At 73.4% G+C, this 16,303-nt stretch carries 16 protein-coding genes; 7 read left to right on the forward strand and 9 right to left on the reverse strand.

Features of this window, described 5'->3' with window-relative positions:
- The first annotated feature begins 18 nt into the window (after positions 1 to 18).
- Positions 19 to 1,017 (forward strand): YdcF family protein, encoded by a 999-nt coding sequence (locus ACIRD3_RS13880; RefSeq protein WP_402215222.1) that lies wholly within the window; start codon positions 19 to 21, stop codon positions 1,015 to 1,017.
- Between the two features lie 138 nt (positions 1,018 to 1,155).
- Here the strand turns inward: ACIRD3_RS13880 and ACIRD3_RS13885 are convergent, their stop codons facing one another.
- A complete protein-coding gene (locus tag ACIRD3_RS13885; RefSeq protein ID WP_402215224.1) occupies positions 1,156 to 1,704 on the reverse strand; it encodes a PaaI family thioesterase in 549 nt (182 codons plus the stop codon).
- 305 nt (positions 1,705 to 2,009) lie between these two features.
- Here ACIRD3_RS13885 and ACIRD3_RS13890 point away from each other — a divergent pair, with 305 nt between their 5' ends.
- Positions 2,010 to 3,413 (forward strand): PHB depolymerase family esterase, encoded by a 1,404-nt coding sequence (locus tag ACIRD3_RS13890; protein WP_402215565.1) that lies wholly within the window; start codon positions 2,010 to 2,012, stop codon positions 3,411 to 3,413.
- Between the two features lie 116 nt (positions 3,414 to 3,529).
- Here ACIRD3_RS13890 and mca read toward each other — a convergent pair whose 3' ends face one another.
- Positions 3,530 to 4,453 (reverse strand): mycothiol conjugate amidase Mca, encoded by a 924-nt coding sequence (gene mca / locus ACIRD3_RS13895; protein ID WP_402215227.1) that lies wholly within the window; start codon positions 4,451 to 4,453, stop codon positions 3,530 to 3,532.
- 82 nt (positions 4,454 to 4,535) lie between these two features.
- Positions 4,536 to 5,984, reverse strand: a complete 1,449-nt coding sequence (locus ACIRD3_RS13900; protein WP_402215229.1) for an MDR family MFS transporter — start codon at positions 5,982 to 5,984, stop codon at positions 4,536 to 4,538.
- Between the two features lie 166 nt (positions 5,985 to 6,150).
- On the opposite strand from ACIRD3_RS13900, the gene ACIRD3_RS13905 reads away from it, so the two are divergent.
- Positions 6,151 to 6,810 carry a TetR/AcrR family transcriptional regulator gene (locus ACIRD3_RS13905; RefSeq protein ID WP_402215232.1) on the forward strand — a complete coding sequence of 220 codons (660 nt, stop codon included), beginning with the start codon at positions 6,151 to 6,153 and terminating at the stop codon, positions 6,808 to 6,810.
- 120 nt (positions 6,811 to 6,930) lie between these two features.
- Here the strand turns inward: ACIRD3_RS13905 and ACIRD3_RS13910 are convergent, their stop codons facing one another.
- A complete protein-coding gene (locus ACIRD3_RS13910; protein ID WP_402215237.1) occupies positions 6,931 to 7,200 on the reverse strand; it encodes a hypothetical protein in 270 nt (89 codons plus the stop codon).
- 170 nt (positions 7,201 to 7,370) lie between these two features.
- On the opposite strand from ACIRD3_RS13910, the gene ACIRD3_RS13915 reads away from it, so the two are divergent.
- Complete coding sequence (locus ACIRD3_RS13915; RefSeq protein WP_402215240.1) at positions 7,371 to 8,051, forward strand: DUF6445 family protein; 681 nt, start codon at positions 7,371 to 7,373, stop codon at positions 8,049 to 8,051.
- A gap of 91 nt (positions 8,052 to 8,142) precedes the next feature.
- Here the strand turns inward: ACIRD3_RS13915 and ACIRD3_RS13920 are convergent, their stop codons facing one another.
- Positions 8,143 to 8,796: a DUF1326 domain-containing protein gene (locus tag ACIRD3_RS13920; protein WP_402215243.1), complete on the reverse strand. Its 654-nt coding sequence runs from the start codon at positions 8,794 to 8,796 to the stop codon at positions 8,143 to 8,145.
- 213 nt (positions 8,797 to 9,009) lie between these two features.
- Between ACIRD3_RS13920 and ACIRD3_RS13925 the strand changes: the two genes are divergently transcribed.
- Positions 9,010 to 9,822, forward strand: coding sequence for a DUF2182 domain-containing protein (locus ACIRD3_RS13925; protein ID WP_402215246.1), 813 nt, complete (start codon positions 9,010 to 9,012; stop codon positions 9,820 to 9,822).
- Positions 9,823 to 10,014: 192 nt separating this feature from the next.
- On the opposite strand, the gene ACIRD3_RS13930 is transcribed toward ACIRD3_RS13925, so the two are convergent.
- The 3 genes from ACIRD3_RS13930 to ACIRD3_RS13940 form a co-directional block, all read right to left on the reverse strand.
- Complete coding sequence (locus tag ACIRD3_RS13930; RefSeq protein WP_402215249.1) at positions 10,015 to 10,728, reverse strand: DUF6193 family natural product biosynthesis protein; 714 nt, start codon at positions 10,726 to 10,728, stop codon at positions 10,015 to 10,017.
- Between the two features lie 115 nt (positions 10,729 to 10,843).
- Positions 10,844 to 11,068, reverse strand: a complete 225-nt coding sequence (locus tag ACIRD3_RS13935; RefSeq protein WP_402215252.1) for a hypothetical protein — start codon at positions 11,066 to 11,068, stop codon at positions 10,844 to 10,846.
- Between the two features lie 152 nt (positions 11,069 to 11,220).
- Positions 11,221 to 11,853, reverse strand: a complete 633-nt coding sequence (locus ACIRD3_RS13940) for a TetR/AcrR family transcriptional regulator (RefSeq protein ID WP_402215254.1) — start codon at positions 11,851 to 11,853, stop codon at positions 11,221 to 11,223.
- Between the two features lie 118 nt (positions 11,854 to 11,971).
- Here ACIRD3_RS13940 and ACIRD3_RS13945 point away from each other — a divergent pair, with 118 nt between their 5' ends.
- A complete protein-coding gene (locus ACIRD3_RS13945) occupies positions 11,972 to 13,468 on the forward strand; it encodes an APC family permease (RefSeq protein ID WP_402215257.1) in 1,497 nt (498 codons plus the stop codon).
- Positions 13,469 to 13,636: 168 nt separating this feature from the next.
- On the forward strand, positions 13,637 to 15,421 hold the full coding sequence (locus ACIRD3_RS13950) for an amidase (protein ID WP_402215260.1): 1,785 nt from the start codon (positions 13,637 to 13,639) through the stop codon (positions 15,419 to 15,421).
- Between the two features lie 220 nt (positions 15,422 to 15,641).
- On the opposite strand, the gene ACIRD3_RS13955 is transcribed toward ACIRD3_RS13950, so the two are convergent.
- Positions 15,642 to 16,271: an endonuclease gene (locus ACIRD3_RS13955; protein WP_402215567.1), complete on the reverse strand. Its 630-nt coding sequence runs from the start codon at positions 16,269 to 16,271 to the stop codon at positions 15,642 to 15,644.
- Positions 16,272 to 16,303 lie beyond the last annotated feature (32 nt).

The following is a 16,303-nucleotide window of genomic DNA, read 5'->3' on the forward strand; positions in this document are numbered from 1 at the left end:
ACCCCTACGATACGACGCATGATCGCCTATGCCCCAGCCGCCCTGTCCTTCCTGCTGTTCGGGATCGGGGTACTCCGTGACCGCCGCCGGTTCAGCAACGCCGTCCTCCTGGGCATCGCCGTCTCGCTCCTCTCCCTCGCCCTGCTCGCCGAACTGCGCAAGGCACCGACGGTGGTGGTGGAGGTCGTCGCGGCGGCGATCATCCTGCTGCCGGCCGTCGGCACGGTGGCCCTGGTCTGGTTCCTGATCTCCAACGGGATGACCATGATCCGCAAGGAGGGGAGACGGCCGGCCAACCTGCTGTCGCTGCTCGCCGGACTGGGCATCATCGCCGTCATCGTCCTGCTCGGCGCCGCCGTCGCCACCGGCTCCCGGTCGTTGGCCATCCTGGCCGGCGCCGCCGTCCTGGTGGTCCTCTACGTGTCCTTCCTGTTCGTCTGCTTCGTCGGCTACGCCTTCCTGTACAGCCGTCACCGGCCGCGCCGGAACGTGGACTTCGTGGTCGTGCTCGGCTCCGGACTGATCGGCGGCGAGCGCGTCCCGCCGCTGCTGGCCAGCCGGCTGAACCGGGGCCGCGAGGCGTACGAGAAGCAGGCCGCCCGCGGCAACCCGCCGGTCCTGATCACCTCGGGCGGCCAGGGGCCGGACGAGAAGCTGCCGGAGGCCCACGCGATGGCCGACTACCTGGTCGACGCCGGCTTCCCGGCCGAGCACATCGAGCGGGAGGACCGCTCGCGCACCACCGAGGAGAACCTGCTCTTCAGCAAGGCCATCATGGAGCGGGCCAAGCCCGACTACCGCTGCGTGGTGGTCACCAACAACTTCCACGCCTTCCGGGCTGCGCTCCTCGCCCGCCAGACCGGCGTGAACGGCCACGTCCTCGGCTCGCCCACCGCCAGGTACTACTGGCCGAGCGCGACCATCCGCGAGTTCGCCGCGGTGTTCCTCTCGCACAAGCTGGTCAACTTCGGCATCTGCGGCCTGCTCGCCCTCTGCGGGGTGCTCGCCGCACTCTGAGTGGCCGGACCGGACCGGGCCGGTCGGTTCGGCGAGTTCGGCGAGTTCGGCGAGTTCGGGCCCCGGTCGCCGAGGCGGCCGGGGCCCGGGGCCCGGGGCGCTCCCCGCTCCATTCCCGTCAGAGCCGCTCAGATTCCGTCAGACCGCCGGACGGGGCGTCAGGATCGCACAGGTGGTGGTGGCATGGGCGTACAACTTCCCGTTCTCGGTGCCGATCACCCTGGCCTCGGCGGTCGCCATCGTCCGGCCCAGGTGCAGCACCTCGGCCTCGCAGCGCACCGGCGCCGAGTCGGCGAACAAGGGACGCAGCATGTGGACGTTCAACTGCGTGGTGGTGTAACCGACTCCGGCCGGCAACCGGCTCAGCACTGCGCAGCCGAGCGCCGAGTCGAGCAGGGTGGCCAGATAGCCGCCGTGCACGGTGTTCATCGGGTTGTGCAGGTGGTCGCCGAAGTGGCCCTCGAACACGGCGGTGCCCGGCTTGACCTCGATCAGGTGGAAGCCCATCGTGCTGCAGATCGAGGGCTCCGGAATCCGCCCGGCGATCCACTCCAGCAGGATCTCCTCTCCGGTCAGGTGGGAGTACTCGGCGATCGGCGGACCGGCCGTCCAGGTGTGGGTGCGGGTGCGCTGCTCGTGGCCGACCGGGCGCCGCTGCTCGTTGGAGTCGATCTCATCAGTCGTCATGGGATCAACCTGCCCGGTTCGAACCCCTGCCTCAAGTCCCCTCTGCCGCAGGGCGGTACGGCCCGCGCCGGGAATACCCCCGGGCACTTCGACGAGGCATGGCGGCCCGCGCCATGCGGGGGTGGCGGACCCCGGCTGACCACCACATGGCCCCGGGGTACGGGGCGCGCCACGCTGCACGTGACCGGCCCCCACTCCTCCCCCACCCAGGAGTCCCCGTGCCTCTGCGCCCCGCCGCCGCCGCGCTGTTGACGACCCTCGCCCTCACCGTCGGCACCGCGCCCGTCACCGCCGCTGCCACTCCCATGTCCGCCGCTGCCACGCCCGTGTCCGCGGCCACCCCCGCCGCCGACCCCGCGGGCGGGACCTTCCGGCAGGTCACCGGCTTCGGCGCCAACCCGGGCAACCTCGCCATGTACAGCTACACCCCCGCCGGACTGCCCCCCGGCGCACCCCTGGTGGTCGCCCTGCACGGCTGCCTGCAGAGCGCCACCGACTACTACCGCGACTCCGGCTGGACCGAGTTCGCCGACCAGTACGGCTTCGCGGTCGTGTTCCCGCAGACCGGCAGCACCAACAACAGCCTCTCCTGCTTCAACTGGTTCGACGCGAGCAAGGACGCCCGGGGCGTCGGCGAGGCGGAGTCGGTGGTCGAGATGGTCACCACAGCCGAGGCCCTGTACGGCTCGGACGCCCACCGGGTGTTCGTCACCGGGCTCTCGGTCGGCGGCGGGATGGCCGCCGACCTGCTGGCCGACTACCCGGACGTCTTCGCCGGCGGGGCGATCGACTCCGGCCTGCCCGCTCACTGCGCCACCACCCCGAGCGCCGCCTCCGGGTGCCAGAACACCGACCAGGGGCTCACCCCGGCGCAGTGGGGCGACAAGGTCCGGGCCGCGCACCCGGGCCACACCGGGCCGTGGCCCCGGGTGGCGATCTGGCAGGGCAGCGCCGACACCGTGGTCAGGCCGGTGAACGCGACCGAGCTGCGCGACCAGTGGACCGACGTCCAGGGCATCGCCCCTCGGCCGACCAGCACCCGCAACCTCCCCGGCGGCACCAGCGAGGAGCTCTACGCCGACGCGGCCGGGCGCCCCGCCGTGGCACTGTTCACGATCAGCGGGATGGGCCACGGACTGGCCGTCCACCCGGGCACCGGAGCCGACCAGTGCGGGGCGACCGGCGCCTACTTCCTGGACACGATCTGCTCCGGCTACTACACCGCGCGGTTCTGGGGCCTGGACGGCGGCACCGGCCCCACCTCGCCCGGCCTGCCCGCCCCGGTCGGGCTGACCGCGGCCCCGGCCGGGGCCGGCTCGGTGACCCTCGGCTGGCAGGCCGTCAACGACGCCGCCTCGTACCGGATCTACCGCGACGGCAGCCAGGTCGGCAGCACCACCGGCCCCTCGTTCACCGACACCGGCCTCGCCGCCGGAACGACCTACGGCTACGCCGTGGCGGCGGTCGACGCGACCGGCGCACTGGGCAGCCGGTCGGGGACGGTCACGGTGACCACCCCCGGTGGCGCTCCCCAGTGCTTCACCGCCGGCAACTACGACCACGTCCGAGCCGGCCGCGCCACCCAGAGCGGCGGTCTGACGTACGCGCTCGGCTCCGGCCAGAGCATGGGGCTGTGGAACACCTTCGTCATCCACACCCTGAAGCAGACCGGTCCCGGCTACTTCGTGCTCGCCGACGGCCAGTGCTGAACGGGCACCGGCCGACCCGGCACCGGTTGGCACGACACCGGCCGACAGGGCACCGTTTGGTACGGCACCGGCCCCCACGGAACCGGCCGGGGCGCCCAGGACCCACACCCTGACCCTCACCCCACCCCCTCTCCCGCCCGGAGCCCGGCGAACAGGTCGGTCTCGACCCCGCCCCCGCCGGCCGTCCCGCCCGAGCCGAGGGCGCCAGCGGCCCCGGGCACCAGGCTCCGGGCCAGGTGGTAGTCCTCGGTCGGCCACACCTCGCGCTCGACGTCCCGCGGGTGGGCCATGAACGCGACGCCCGGTGCGACCTGGGTGGCGTGCGCCAGCAATGCCGCGTCCCGGACGGGGAACTGCTCGGCGCACGCTATCCGGGTGGTGGTCGCCAGGGCGGGCGGGGTGTCGGGCCACTCGGCGAGCAGTCCGCCCATCACCGAGGGGAGGCCGCGCTCCGTCATGGCGTCGTGCAGGGTCTGGAACCAGGCCCGGGAGAGCGCCAGGTGGTAGTAGAGCTTGGCGACCTGCCAGGGCTCGCCCGCCTCGGGCTGGTGGTCCGGGTCGGCGGCGGCCTCGAAGGCCGCCACGGTGACCCGGTGGGTCATCACGTGGTCCGGGTGCGGGTACCCGCCGGTCTCGTCGTAGGTGATCACCACATGCGGTCGGAACTCCCGGATCAGCGCGACCAGCGGGGCCGCCGCGACCTCGACCGGCAGAGCGGCGAAGCAGCCGTCCGGCAGCGGCTCGTCCGGCCCCGGCATGCCGGAGTCCACGAAGCCGAGGAACTCCTGGCGCACACCGAGGATCTCGCGGGCGGCCGCCATCTCCTCGCGTCGGATCCGGGCGATGTCGGCCCGGACCTCGGGGCGGTCCATCGCGGGGTTGAGCACCGAACCGCGCTCGCCACCGGTGCAGGTGGCGACCAGGACGTCCACGCCCTCGGCCGCGTACCGGGCGAGGGTCGCCGCGCCCTTGCTGGACTCGTCGTCGGGGTGGGCGTGCACGGCGAGCAGGCGCAGCCCGCCGGGGTGCTTGGTGAACATGGGTACCTCCGGATCGTCGGTGGTGTGGCTGCCGGTCGTACGGCTGCCGGGCGTACGGCTGCCGCCGGGGCCTGACGGCCGCTCAGGCAGCGTTCTTACGGGTGTTCGGGTAGAGCCAGGCCGGTCCGATCGCCAGGGCGGACAGGGCCAGCACCCACCAGAAGGTGTCCCCGAAGGCCGCGCCCGGCCGCTCCGGGTGACCGTGCTGCGCCTGCTGGAGGGCCAGCGTCAGCACCGCCGTGCCGAGCGCCCCGCCGACCCGGTTCAGCACGTTGACCGCTCCGGCGGCCGCCGGCACCTGTTCCTTCTCGACGCTCCCGTACACCGCCGCCAGGCCGGGGATCGAGATGATCCCCATGCCCGCGCCGCGCAGCGCCAGCGAGCCGGCGATCAGCCAGTGCGCCGGGTCGGAACCGCTGCCGAGCCGGGTGAACGCGAGTGTGCCGACCAGGGAGCAGGCGATGCCGATCAGGATCAGCGGACGGGGTGCGACGCGGTCGGTTATTCGGGCGGCCAGCATCGCGGTGACGGCCGTGCCGAGGGCCTGCGGCGCCAGCAGCAGACCGGCCTCCACCGCCCCGACGTGCTGCACCTGCTGGTAGTAGAGCGGCACCAGGAACATCGAACTGTAGAGCGCGGCCCCCTGCAGGAAGCTGTTCGCGGTCGCCACGCTGAAGCCGCGCCGGGCGAACAGCCGCAGGTCGATCAGCGGCGGCCGGGCTCCACCGCGCGCCACCCGCAACGCGTGAACGCCGTAGAGCGCCACCAGCACCACGCCCGCGACCAGCGCGACCCAGCCGGCCGTGCCGCCGGCGCCGATCGTCGAGAGTCCGTAGACCAGCCCGGTGAGGCCGGGCGAGAGCAGCAGCAGGCCGGTCACGTCCAGCGTGGGCCTCGGCACGTCCGAGGCCTGCTCGACCGGGAGCCAGCGGGCGGCCAGCAGCAGCGTCAGCAGCCCGACCGGCACGTTCAGCAGGAACATCCAGCGCCAGTCGAGGTGCTCCAGCACCACGCCGCCGAGGATCGGCCCCAGGACCGGTGCGAGGCTGATCGGGAGCATCAGGGTGCCCATCACCCGCCCGATCCTGGACGGCCCGGCCGCTTGTATGATGATCGCTTGGCCGAGCGGTTGAATCATCCCGCCGCCGATCCCCTGCAGCACCCGGAAGGCGATCAGACTGCCCGTCGACCAGGCCAGGCCGCACAGCGCCGATCCGAGCACGAACAGGACGACCGAGGCGAGCCACGCCCGCCGGGCCCCGAAGCGGCCGGCCGCCCACCCCGAGAGCGGCATGGTCAGCGAGATCGCCAGCAGGTACCCCGTGGCCACCCACTGCACCGCCGCGATCGAGCTGTGCAGATCGCGGCCCACCGCGTCGATGCCGACATTGACGATGGTGGCGTCCAGCAACGCGAGCATCGGGCCCAGCGCCAGCACCGCGCCCATCTTCCACAGGCCCGGCGGGATCGACTCCGGCTCCCCCTCCCCGACGCCCCCTCGTCGACCCTTCGCCGTGACGGATGCGGTCATGCGCCCCTCCCCTGAGTCGCTCCTCGGGTGAGAGCCGGCCTCACGCAGGCCGACGGTCACCCCGGGCGGCCGCTCCGACCGCCCGGGAAGAACTTAGGACGGACCCACTGATTGGGTCAAGCCTAATTCCTGTACCCGACCCAGCGAACTGCGTTAGGCTCCCGCCATGACCGAGACCGGCACCACCCCCAGCCCCAGCCCCAACCTCCGCGAACTCAACAAGCGCCGCACCCGCGAGGCGATCTCGCACGCCGCGACCAGGCTCTTCATCGAGCAGGGCTTCGACCGGACGACCATCGCCGAGGTCGCCGCCGCCGCGGGCGTCGCCAAGATGACCGTCACCAACCACTTCCCGCGCAAGGAGGACCTCTTCTTCGACCTGCACGAGGAGCTCGCCGGCCGGCTCGCCCGGGTCGTCGCCGAACGCGCGCCGGGAGAGTCCGCCCTGGCCGCACTGCGCCGCGACTGCCTGGCCCGGATCGACCGGCACGACCCCCGGCTGGGCTTCTCCGGCCGGGACTTCGCCCGCACGGTCGTCGACAGCCCGGCCCTGGTCGCCCGGCTGCGCGAGCTGCAGGAGCAGGGCGAGGCCGCCCTGGCCGAGGCCCTCGCCGAGGCCGTGCACGAGAGACCCGTCGGCTTCGAGAGCCGGGTCGCCGCCGCCCTGCTCGCGGCCGTCGACCGGGCGGTCTTCGCCGAGGTGCTCCGCCGCACCCTGGCCGACGAGGACCACGCCACGATCGCCGCCGCCGTCCGCCCCTCCGCCCTCCGGGCCTACGACCGCCTGGCGGGGGCACTCGGCGGCTTCGCCGTCCGGGAGGCCTGACGATCCCCCGGCCCCGTCACCCGCACCCAGCGGGCGGCATCGCCTCAGACCCCGACTGTGCCGAGGGCCGCCGCCCGCAGCCGGATGGCGGCCCTCCACGCCCTTCTCGTCACCGGGCGCCTACGGCGTGCCGCAGGTCAGCCCGAACTCGTGGTGCTCGACCGTCACCTCGCCCGGGTCCGGTTCCCCGTTGGCGTTCAGGTCCCGGTAGACGATCTGGTGGTCCTCGTGGATGGTCAGGGTCCCGATGACCGTCCCGTCCGCGGCGTGGATCGTGCGCTCGTCCTGGGTGCTGACGTCGGCCACCGTGTCGTACGGGAGCCGCAGCACCACCTGGAAGTCGTCCCGGTCGAGGCCGCTCCGCACGTACCGTCCGTCGGGGAGGTCCATGTGGAAGTCGACGCACCTGACGCCACCGGCCGCCGTCCCACGAGGTCAACCGAGTGACCTGCCCCGGCGAGGTCCACCGAGTGACCCGCCCCGGTCCACACCGGTCTCTTGGCGAAAGGTTGACCTGCTCACGGCAGAAGCTTGGCGATCGCCACCCCTATCGTCGGCGCATGCCCTCACAGCCCATCAGGCCCACCACGCTGCCGGTCCTGCCGTACCGCAAACCCACCCGGGGCCGGGACTTCTGGGTCCTGAACGACGTGCTACCCGACCCGGACGCCGTCCGCGAACGCTGCCTGGCCCGCGACGAGTGGACCGAGGGCTACCCGCACCGCCCCGAGACCTGGCCCGGTCTGCGCACCATGCCCGGCCTGGAACCGGAGGAGCTGGCCCGGGTCGAGTCCCTGGTCCGCAAGGCCACCGGCGCCTCCCGCCTCTGGGTGCAGAGCACCCCGGGCGGCGGCACCCTCAACCACAACTGCGTGCAGGTCGTCGGCGCCGGGGAGTCGGAGTCCCGCCCGCACACCGACTCCCGCGCGCTCTGCCGCTACGCCGCCGTGCTCTACCTCAGCCCCGGCGCACCCAAGGACGCCGGGACCAGCTTCTACCGCCAGCAGTTCCCCGGCGGCCGTCTCGGCGGCAACGTGGTCGAAGCCCCGCACAACAACCTGGTCGAGGCGCTCGGCACCCGCCGCGTACCCGCCGACCACTTCGTCGAGGACGTCCGCGTCCCCAACCGCTACAACCAACTGCTGCTCTACAACGCCAACCTGATCCACAGCGCCACCAGCTACTACGGCAACGAGCTGGCGGAGCGCCGGATGACAGCGGTGTTCTTCTGGATGGCCTGACCCCCGCGAACCCCCGCCACCGCCGCCCTCGCCACCGCACCCCTGCCACGGCGGCCGTCAGCGGGATCGCCGCCGCTTCGGCCACGGGCGTTCAGTCCGGACCGGACCAGTCGAAGGTGATGGTCTTGCTGGACTGACCGGTGCGGTCCCAGGCGAACCCGAAGGCGTCCGCCCGGTCCGTGGTGGCGCGACCCCAGGTGGCGAGCTGGCCGGGCCCGGTCTCGCAGCCGGGCAGGTTGGTCGACTGCACGCGGGCACCGGCCGGGGTGGTGGGGCCGGTGAGCGCCTCGGCGCGGGCCTCGACCCGCCCCGGCACACTGGCCCTCCAGGTGGCCAGGTCCTCGTCGATCTCCACCTCGATGGGGGCGAAGTCCATGCCCCGCACCTCGAAGGCGGCCATGCTCACCAGCTGCGCGGGCCAGCTGCCGGCCTGCCCACTGAAGATCATCTGCAGGGCCTGGCGCTGTCCGTCGTCGGCCCGCTCGTCGAAGATGAACGCCGCGTACGAGTCCGAGTGCTCGCCCCAGATGTTGCCGACGAAGGAACCGAGCATCACCATGTTCAGGCCGTCCAGCCGGACGTCACCGTAGTTCCCCTCGCGGATGTGCCAGACCAGGACGCCGTCGCAGTCACCGGTGGTGGGCTGCTGTCCGAAGGAACACGGACACGGGATGTTGCACTTGCACGTGTCGAACCAGTCACCCACCACACGCCAGGCAGGCACGGTCCCCGCCGCCTGCGTCATCGCTCTCACTCCTCACACGGCTGATGCCACGGGCCGAAGGAGCGGAGCGCAGGACGGGTGACCCGTGTCCGTTCCGCCGCGCCCAGCGGCCGGAATCGGCTGTCCCCTCACCTCCATCGTGCGCCCCGGCCCGGCAGGGCAGCCAGCGCGGGCGGGGGGGTTTGCCGCGCCCGGGATCCGTGCTGTGCTGGAAGGGTCCCAGAGGAGTGCGTCATGCGGACGATTCAGCGGCCGATCACCAACGACCACCCGTTGCGGCCGGGGGTGCTGCTACCGGCCCGGGACCTCGCCGTCGCCTGGGCCCTCATCCTCCTGATCGCCGCCCTGGCCTGGGTCCTCACCGTGGGCCAGGCCCTGGACATGGGGATCGAGCCCGGCACGATGGGCATGGCCCTTCCGCTGTTCCTGGTGCTGTGGCTGGCCATGATGGCGGCGATGATGCTGCCCTCCGTCGCGCCCGTCGCCGTGACCTGGGCGAAGGGGATCGCCCGCCAGTCCGGCGGCGCCACCCGGGCACTGCGCACCACCGAGTTCGTGTCCGGCTACCTGATCGTCTGGACGGCCTTCGGCCTGCTGGCCTACGGCGCTCTCGCGCTCACCGGCCACCTGGTCGACCAGGACCCGGACACCGGCAAGTGGATCGGCGCGGCCGCCTTCGCGCTGGCCGGGCTGTACCAACTGGGTCCGCTCAAGAACATCTGCCTGCGGCACTGCCGCAGCCCGATGGCGCAGCTGATGCGCTACGCCTCGTACCGGCCGAGGACGCGCGACCTGAGGGTGGGGCTGCACCACGGCGCGTACTGCCTCGGTTGCTGCTGGGCGCTGATGGTCGTGCTGATCCCGCTGGGCGTCATGAACATCGCGGCGATGGCGGGCCTGGCAGCGCTGATCTTCCTGGAGAAGCTCTGGTACCGGGGGCCCCGGCTGGCCCGGGTGGCCGGCGTCGCCTTCCTGGTGCTGGCCGTGCTGGCGCCCTTCCACGACTGGCTGCTGCCGGGCCTGCAGAGCTCGATGGCAGCGATGTGACCAGCGCCGACGATGGCACCAGCCCGGCGAGGAGGGCCCCGCCGGCGGAGCCGCCGTCGCGCCACAGCCGGTGACCGTCGGGAGCCCCGGGACCGGCCGGTCCTCCGACCCGACGACGGTCCGGGGCCGCCCGGGGGCCGAGACACCGGGCAGCACCCGGCGCTGCTCGGCCCCTGGCAGACAAGAGTCGCCTCAGAGGTCCGGGGGCAGGTTGTCCACGATCACGGCGACGGTGGCCGTCGCGCCGTCCACCTCCTGCACGCTGCGGTCGAGGAACATCACCTCGTAGCGGCCTGCGCCCAGCGGCCTGGTGCGCGGGAAGTCCCTGACGACGGGATACGTGGCGCTGCGGCTGAGGGTCAACCAGCACATGGACCGGCCCGGGGACAGGGCCCGCAGGCGGCGGTGTTCGAAGGCGGCCCGGACGAGCTCGCCGAAGTCGGCGTCCCGCCGGGGTGCGGGGCCCCGCTGCATCATCCGCCACCGCACGGCGATGGCCTCGGTCTCGCCGCGCTCGTGGGCCTCGGCGAGCTCCCAGGTCCGCAGGAAGGGCCAGCGGTCGGTGAGTTCGCGCACTCCGGCGCCCTGGATCCAGGTGTGCACGGCGCCAGCGGCCCGGGAGAGGTCCTGCACGCTGCCGGTGGCCATCCCGATGTCGTGAGCCCGGCAGGTGACCCTGAAGTCGCGCTCGTCACCGCGCAGCATCAGGACGGTCGCCGTGCGGCCGTCGGCCTCCACCTGTGCGGCCACGTGGCGCCAGCCCGGCGCGGAGGTCGGCTCGACCGCGAGGGCGTGGCCCGCCCGGTCGGCCGCCGTCTGGAGCGCGTCGCGCAGCGAACCGGCGTGCACCACCTCGGGGTAGAGCGTCGCGTACTCGCGCAGGGCATCGGCAGGGTGTTCGGGCATGAGGGCGATTGTGCCGGAACCCCCCTCCCGGTGGCCCTCTTGACGGCAGGCCCGCGGAGGGAGCCACGGGTCCGTACGTCGGCGGCAGGCCGTACGGCGACTGGGGTGCCGGGCGCTACTTGCGGTACCGCTCCAGGTCGTCGACGGTCAGGCCGTGGGTGTTGTGCATGGCGATCGAGCTGTAGGAGGAGCGGGCGGCCTGCAGCCGGGCCCGGTGCTCCTGCTCGGCGCGCAGTCCTTCGACGGTCTCGGTCCGGCTGCCGGACCGCCGGTGCAGGCAGGCCGCGAGGCCGGTCGCGATGACGACGAGGCCGACGATCAAGGCGGTCAGCGTGGCCACGGCCACCCCCTCGGGTCAGTGTTCGAACATTCGGTGTCTGCCCGCACGGCGCCGGGCCGAACCCCGGCCCGTGAGCATTCGAACACAGCCGGGGTCCCCAGGCAGCCGGCTTCCCGGAAGTCCCGGGAAGCCCGCATCACCCCCCGTCCCGGTCACACCACCCGGGCGCCGACGGGTCCGGTGCGGCCACGGTGGGCGACGCCGTCGAGCAGGAGGCGGAGTCCGAGTTCGAAGCCACGGTCGTCCAGGTCCGACGCGCCGTCGCGGGCGAAGGAGCCCTCGAGGGCGTCCGCGAGCGCGGGGTAGTCCGGGCGGTAGGCGTCCGGGGTGCGGGTGAAGCCGGCGGTGAAGGTCTCCAGGGCGGAGCCCAGCACCAGGTAGTCGAGTGCGGCGGCGGTCTCCGCCGCGTCCGCCGGGCCGAGGCCGGCCCGGCCGAGCGTGGCCAGCAGGGTGTCGTAGCCGCGCAGCGCCCGCTCGGCCTCGACGCGGCGGCGGGCCAGCAGGGCGATGGTGTTGGGGTGCCGCAGGAAGACCGCGCGGTAGCCGCGGGCGTACGCGGCGAGGCCGGCGCGCCAGTCGGGGTCGGCGAGCGGCGCGTGGTCGATCTCGTCGTTGACCAGCTCGGAGACCGCGTCGACCAGGGCATCCTTGCTCTGGATGTGGTTGTAGAGTGACGCCGCCTTGACCCCGAGCCGATCCGCGAGCGCTCGCATGGTCAGGCCGTCGGGGCCCTCCTCGTCCACCACCTGGAGCGCGGCACGTGCGATCCGTTCGCGGGTCAGCAATGCCCTGCTCGGTCGGCCCACTGGAAAATCCCCTCTTCCGCTCTCCGTGTCCTGCGGCTATCGTGCCAGACCAGCAGCGGTTGCTAACAAAGTTAGTTTTACCAGGAGGGCACAGCGCATGGCCGAGAACACCCCATCCGATGACGACACGCTGGCCGCGCTCGGCTACCGCCAGGAGCTCAGACGCAGCCTGAGCGTCCTCGGCAACATCTCCATGGGCTTCGCCGTGGTCAGCCCCGTGGTCGGCCTGTACGCCGCCGTGCAGGTCGGCATGAGCGTGGCCGGCGGTGCCTGGGTCTGGGCGCTGCCGCTGTGCCTGCTCGCGCAGTGCCTGGTCGTGGCCGTCTACGCCGAGCTCGCCTCGCAGTGGCCGCTGGCCGGCGGCGCCTACCAGTGGGGCCGGCGCCTGGCGAACCCGGCCTTCGCCTGGCTGACCGGCTGGATGTGGCAGTTCGCGGTGATGTTCGGCAACACCACCGTCGCCTACCTCGCCTCGCCCTGGCTCTTCGCGCTCTTCGGCGGCGTTCCGACGCCCACCGAGCAGGTGCTCGTCTCGGTCGGGTTCGTGCTCTTCTGCACCCTGGTCAACGCCTACGGCATCAACCTCCTGCGCTGGTTCGTCAGCCTCGGCATCGCCGCCGAGGCGGTCGCCTCGGTCCTCGTGGGCTTCACCCTGCTGCTGGTCTTCCGGCAGCACGGCTTCTCGCTGCTGACCGACTTCCTGGACGCGCCCACCGGGCTCGGCATCGGTGACACCGGCGCGCTGCTCGCCGCCCTGGCCATCGCGGGATGGGCGTTCGTCGGGTTCGACGCCTGCGTGTCGACGGCCGAGGAGACCAAGGACGCGGCCCGGCAGGTGCCCCGGGCGATGTGGTGGTCCCTGCTCAGCGTCGGGCTGGTCGTCATCCTGAACGCGGTCTCGGTCGAGCTGGCCCACCCGGACCCCGCCGACGTCGTGGCCGGCACCGACCTCGACCCGGTGACCACCGCCGTCACGCACGCGTTCGGCGGCTGGGCCGACAAGCCCTTCGTCCTCGTCGTCCTGATCAGCTTCACCGCGTGCCTGATGGCCTCCCAGGGCGGGGCCGCGCGCGGGCTCTACTCCCTCGCCCGCGACGACGTCTTCCCGTTCTCCCGCCAGGTGCGCAAGGTCAACAAGCACCGCGCACCGATCGGCGGCCTGGTCGCGGCGACGCTGATCAGCTGCGCCGCCCTGCCGCTGGGCCTGAGCACCTCGGCCATCGGCAGCCTGATGACCTTCGGCAGCGCGGCGATCTTCGCCCCGTTCTTCCTGATCTGCCTCGTCGCCCTGGTCGCCCGCCTGCGCGGCTCCTGGACGCCCGCCGGCGCGGTCGGCTACGGGCGCCTCGGCACCCCCGTCAACCTGCTCGCGGTGCTCTGGACCGGCTTCGAGCTGGTCAACATCTGCTGGCCGCGCGCCATCCTCGCCCCGGCCGGCGCGCCCTGGTACCAGATCTGGGCGGCCCCGCTGGGCGTCGCCACCGTCACCCTCGCCGGCCTCGCCTACCTGCTCGTACGCCGCCCCGACCGGCGCATGGACGGCAGCGACCGGGACCGCCCGCTGGGCGACGAGCTCGCGCCCGCCGTCCTGTAGCCGGCACCCGCCGTGGAGCTCCCCGCACCACCCGCCTCCGCACCCTCGGCTCCACGCCCCCAGCTCCGCACCCTCGCCTCCGCACCCTCGGCTCCACACCCTCGGCTCCCAACCCCCGCGGCCGAGCGCCCGGGACCGCTTCCTCCGCACCACCCTGGAGACACCCGCATGACCCGCACGACCGACACCTTCACCCCCACCACCGGCACCAGCACCCTCCCCCGCACCATCGACGTCGTCGAGGCGGGCATCGCCGAGCTGCGCACGGCACTGGAGAACGGCACGACCACCGCCGTCGCCCTGCTCGACGCCTACCTCGCCCGGATCGAGGCCTACGACCGGCCCGGCACGGCCACCGCGCTCAACTCGCTCGTGGTGATGAACCCGGACGCCCGCGCCGACGCCGAGGCCTCCGACGCCCGCCGCGCCCGCGGCGAGACCCTCGGCCCGCTCGACGGCATCCCGTACACCGCCAAGGACAGCTACCTCGCCAAGGGGCTGACCGCAGCCGCCGGTTCGCCGGCGTTCGAGCACCTCGTCGCCCAGCGCGACGCCTTCACCATCGAGCGCCTGCGCGCCGCCGGGGCCGTGCTGATCGGCCTGACCAACATGCCCCCGATGGCGAACGGCGGCATGCAGCGCGGTGTGTACGGCCGCGCCGAGAGCCCGTACCGGGCCGAATGGCTGACCAGTGCCTACGGCTCCGGCTCGTCCAACGGCTCGGGCACCGCCACCGCCGCCTCGTTCGGCGCGTTCGGGCTCGGCGAGGAGACCTGGTCCTCGGGCCGGGCGCCCGCCTCGAACAACGCGCTGTGCGCGTACACCCCCAGCCGCGGCGTGATCTCGGTCCGCGGCAACTGGCCGCTGGTGCCGACCATGGACGTCGTCGTCCCGCACACCCGCACCATGGCCGACCTCCTCGAACTGCTCGACGTCATCGTCGCCGACGACCCGGAGACCCGCGGCGACCTGTGGCGCGCCCAGCCGTGGGTGCCGATCCCCGCGGCCTCCCGGGTGCGGCCGGCGTCGTACCCGGCGCTGGCCCCCGCGGACGCGGCGGCGGCCCGCGCCGCGCTCACCGGCAAGCGCGTCGGCGTCCCCCGGATGTACGTCAACGCCGACCCCGAGGCGGGCAGCAACCCCGACGGCGGCATCGGCGGCGCGACCGGGCGGCGGATCGACACGCGCGCCTCGGTGATCGCCCTGTGGCAGGCCGCCCGCCGTGACCTGGAGGCCGCGGGTGCCGAGGTCGTCGAGGTCGACTTCCCCGTGGTGACCAACTACGAGTCCGACCGGCCCGGCGCGCCGTCCCTCCTCACCCGGGGCCTCGTCAGCCGCGAGTTCCTCGCCCGCGAGGTCCTCGACCTGTCGGCCTGGGCCTGGGACGACTTCCTGCGCGCCAACGGGGACCCGGCGCTCCCGACGCTCGCCGACGTCGACGGCGCACGGATCTGGCCCAAGCACCCCGGCGAACTCCCGGACCGCTACACGGGCTTCGACGACGTGATCGCCGACTACCCGCGGCAGGTGCGCGAGCACCCGTACCCGTCGTTCACCGGGATCCCGGACCTGGCGGAGGGTCTGCGCGGCCTGGAGGAGACCCGGAGGACCGACCTGGAGACGTGGATGGACGAACTGCGCCTGGACGCCGTCGTGTTCCCCGCGGTCGCCGATGTCGCTCCGGCCGACATGGACGTGAACGAGGCCTCCGCCGAGCTCGGCTGGCGCAACGGCGTGTGGGTCGCGAACGGCAACCTCGTACCGCGCCACCTCGGCATCCCGACGGTGACCGTGCCGATGGGCACCATGACCGACACCGGCATGCCCGTGGGGCTGACCTTCGCCGGCCGCGCCTACGACGACAACGAGCTCCTCCGGCTCGCCGCCGCCTTCCACGCGACCGGGCACCGCCGCACCGAGCCGCCGCGCACCCCGCGCCTCCCGGCCGCCTGACGGACCACCGGGACAGCCCGCGTCCGGCCCGGCGCTCCACGCTCGGACGAGGTCCGGTGCCCGTACGGGTGCCGGACCTCGTCCGCGTCGGCGGGGCCGTCCGCCCCATCGGCGCCGGCTCGCTCGCACCATCGGCGCCGGGCGTTCGCCATGCCGACGCCCGCCCGGCCGTTCGCCATGCCGAGACCGACGAGGGCGTGGTCGGGGTCGACCGGGCGGCTCAGGCGGCGTCGACGTGCGCCAGGCTCGCCCGGGTCAGGGCCGCCGCCAGCCGGGCCAGGTCCCCCGCCGCGACCAGTTCCGCCAGGCCGGCCGGGCTTCCCGGCAGCCCGAGCGTCCGGGCCTCCGCCAGCACCCGCTCGTCGAAGTACGGCCGCAGCGAAGGCCAGACCTCCTGGACCTCGCGCCGGAAGATCCCGGCCCCGACCGCCCCGATCCGGGGGAACTCCTGCAGCAGCTCGCCGATCCGCCCCGATTCGCCCCCGGCCTCGTCCCGCAGTCGCCGCAGGTCCCCGTGCCAGCGGTCGAGCAGCAGCCCGGCGCCCTCGCCGAGCGCGGTGGCGGTGCCCTCGTCGTACCGCACGTAGTGGGCCCGGCCGAGCGCGGCGATCAGGGTGCCGCGCCGGGCGTCGGCCATCGCGCGCGGGGTCCGCAGCCCGGCGGCCGACAGCTCGCGGGCGGCCGCCGTGGCGGTCTCGGCACTGATCCGCACGGAGCACAGCACGGTCAGGACGAGCAGCCGGTAGAGCGGTGAGGGCTTGTCGCGCAGCGTGATCCCGGCCTCCTCGGCATAGGTGCGGCCGAACCGTTTCAGCAGGTCGGAAACGGTCGATGCGGTGGCCATGGCCATGGCCATCACCTCCTCCTCCCCCGCGCTTGCCC

It is taken from the genome of Kitasatospora sp. NPDC093550 (assembly GCF_044764985.1).
Taxonomy (GTDB): Bacteria; Actinomycetota; Actinomycetes; order Streptomycetales; family Streptomycetaceae; genus Kitasatospora.

Excerpts from the sequence above, each read along its gene's own strand:
- ACIRD3_RS13885 (WP_402215224.1), bottom strand. The coding sequence starts at position 1,704 with ATGACGACTGATGAGATCGACTCCAACGAGCAGCGGCGCCCGGTCGGC.
- ACIRD3_RS13890 (WP_402215565.1), top strand. The coding sequence starts at position 2,010 with ATGTCCGCCGCTGCCACGCCCGTGTCCGCGGCCACCCCCGCCGCCGAC.
- ACIRD3_RS13925 (WP_402215246.1), top strand. The coding sequence starts at position 9,010 with ATGCGGACGATTCAGCGGCCGATCACCAACGACCACCCGTTGCGGCCG.
- ACIRD3_RS13880 (WP_402215222.1), top strand. The coding sequence starts at position 19 with ATGATCGCCTATGCCCCAGCCGCCCTGTCCTTCCTGCTGTTCGGGATC.
- ACIRD3_RS13900 (WP_402215229.1), bottom strand. The coding sequence starts at position 5,984 with ATGACCGCATCCGTCACGGCGAAGGGTCGACGAGGGGGCGTCGGGGAG.
- mca (WP_402215227.1), bottom strand. The coding sequence starts at position 4,453 with ATGTTCACCAAGCACCCCGGCGGGCTGCGCCTGCTCGCCGTGCACGCC.
- ACIRD3_RS13950 (WP_402215260.1), top strand. The coding sequence starts at position 13,637 with ATGACCCGCACGACCGACACCTTCACCCCCACCACCGGCACCAGCACC.
- ACIRD3_RS13915 (WP_402215240.1), top strand. The coding sequence starts at position 7,371 with ATGCCCTCACAGCCCATCAGGCCCACCACGCTGCCGGTCCTGCCGTAC.
- ACIRD3_RS13930 (WP_402215249.1), bottom strand. The coding sequence starts at position 10,728 with ATGCCCGAACACCCTGCCGATGCCCTGCGCGAGTACGCGACGCTCTAC.
- ACIRD3_RS13945 (WP_402215257.1), top strand. The coding sequence starts at position 11,972 with ATGGCCGAGAACACCCCATCCGATGACGACACGCTGGCCGCGCTCGGC.
- ACIRD3_RS13905 (WP_402215232.1), top strand. The coding sequence starts at position 6,151 with ATGACCGAGACCGGCACCACCCCCAGCCCCAGCCCCAACCTCCGCGAA.
- ACIRD3_RS13910 (WP_402215237.1), bottom strand. The coding sequence starts at position 7,200 with ATGGACCTCCCCGACGGACGGTACGTGCGGAGCGGCCTCGACCGGGAC.
- ACIRD3_RS13920 (WP_402215243.1), bottom strand. The coding sequence starts at position 8,796 with ATGACGCAGGCGGCGGGGACCGTGCCTGCCTGGCGTGTGGTGGGTGAC.
- ACIRD3_RS13955 (WP_402215567.1), bottom strand. The coding sequence starts at position 16,271 with ATGGCCATGGCCACCGCATCGACCGTTTCCGACCTGCTGAAACGGTTC.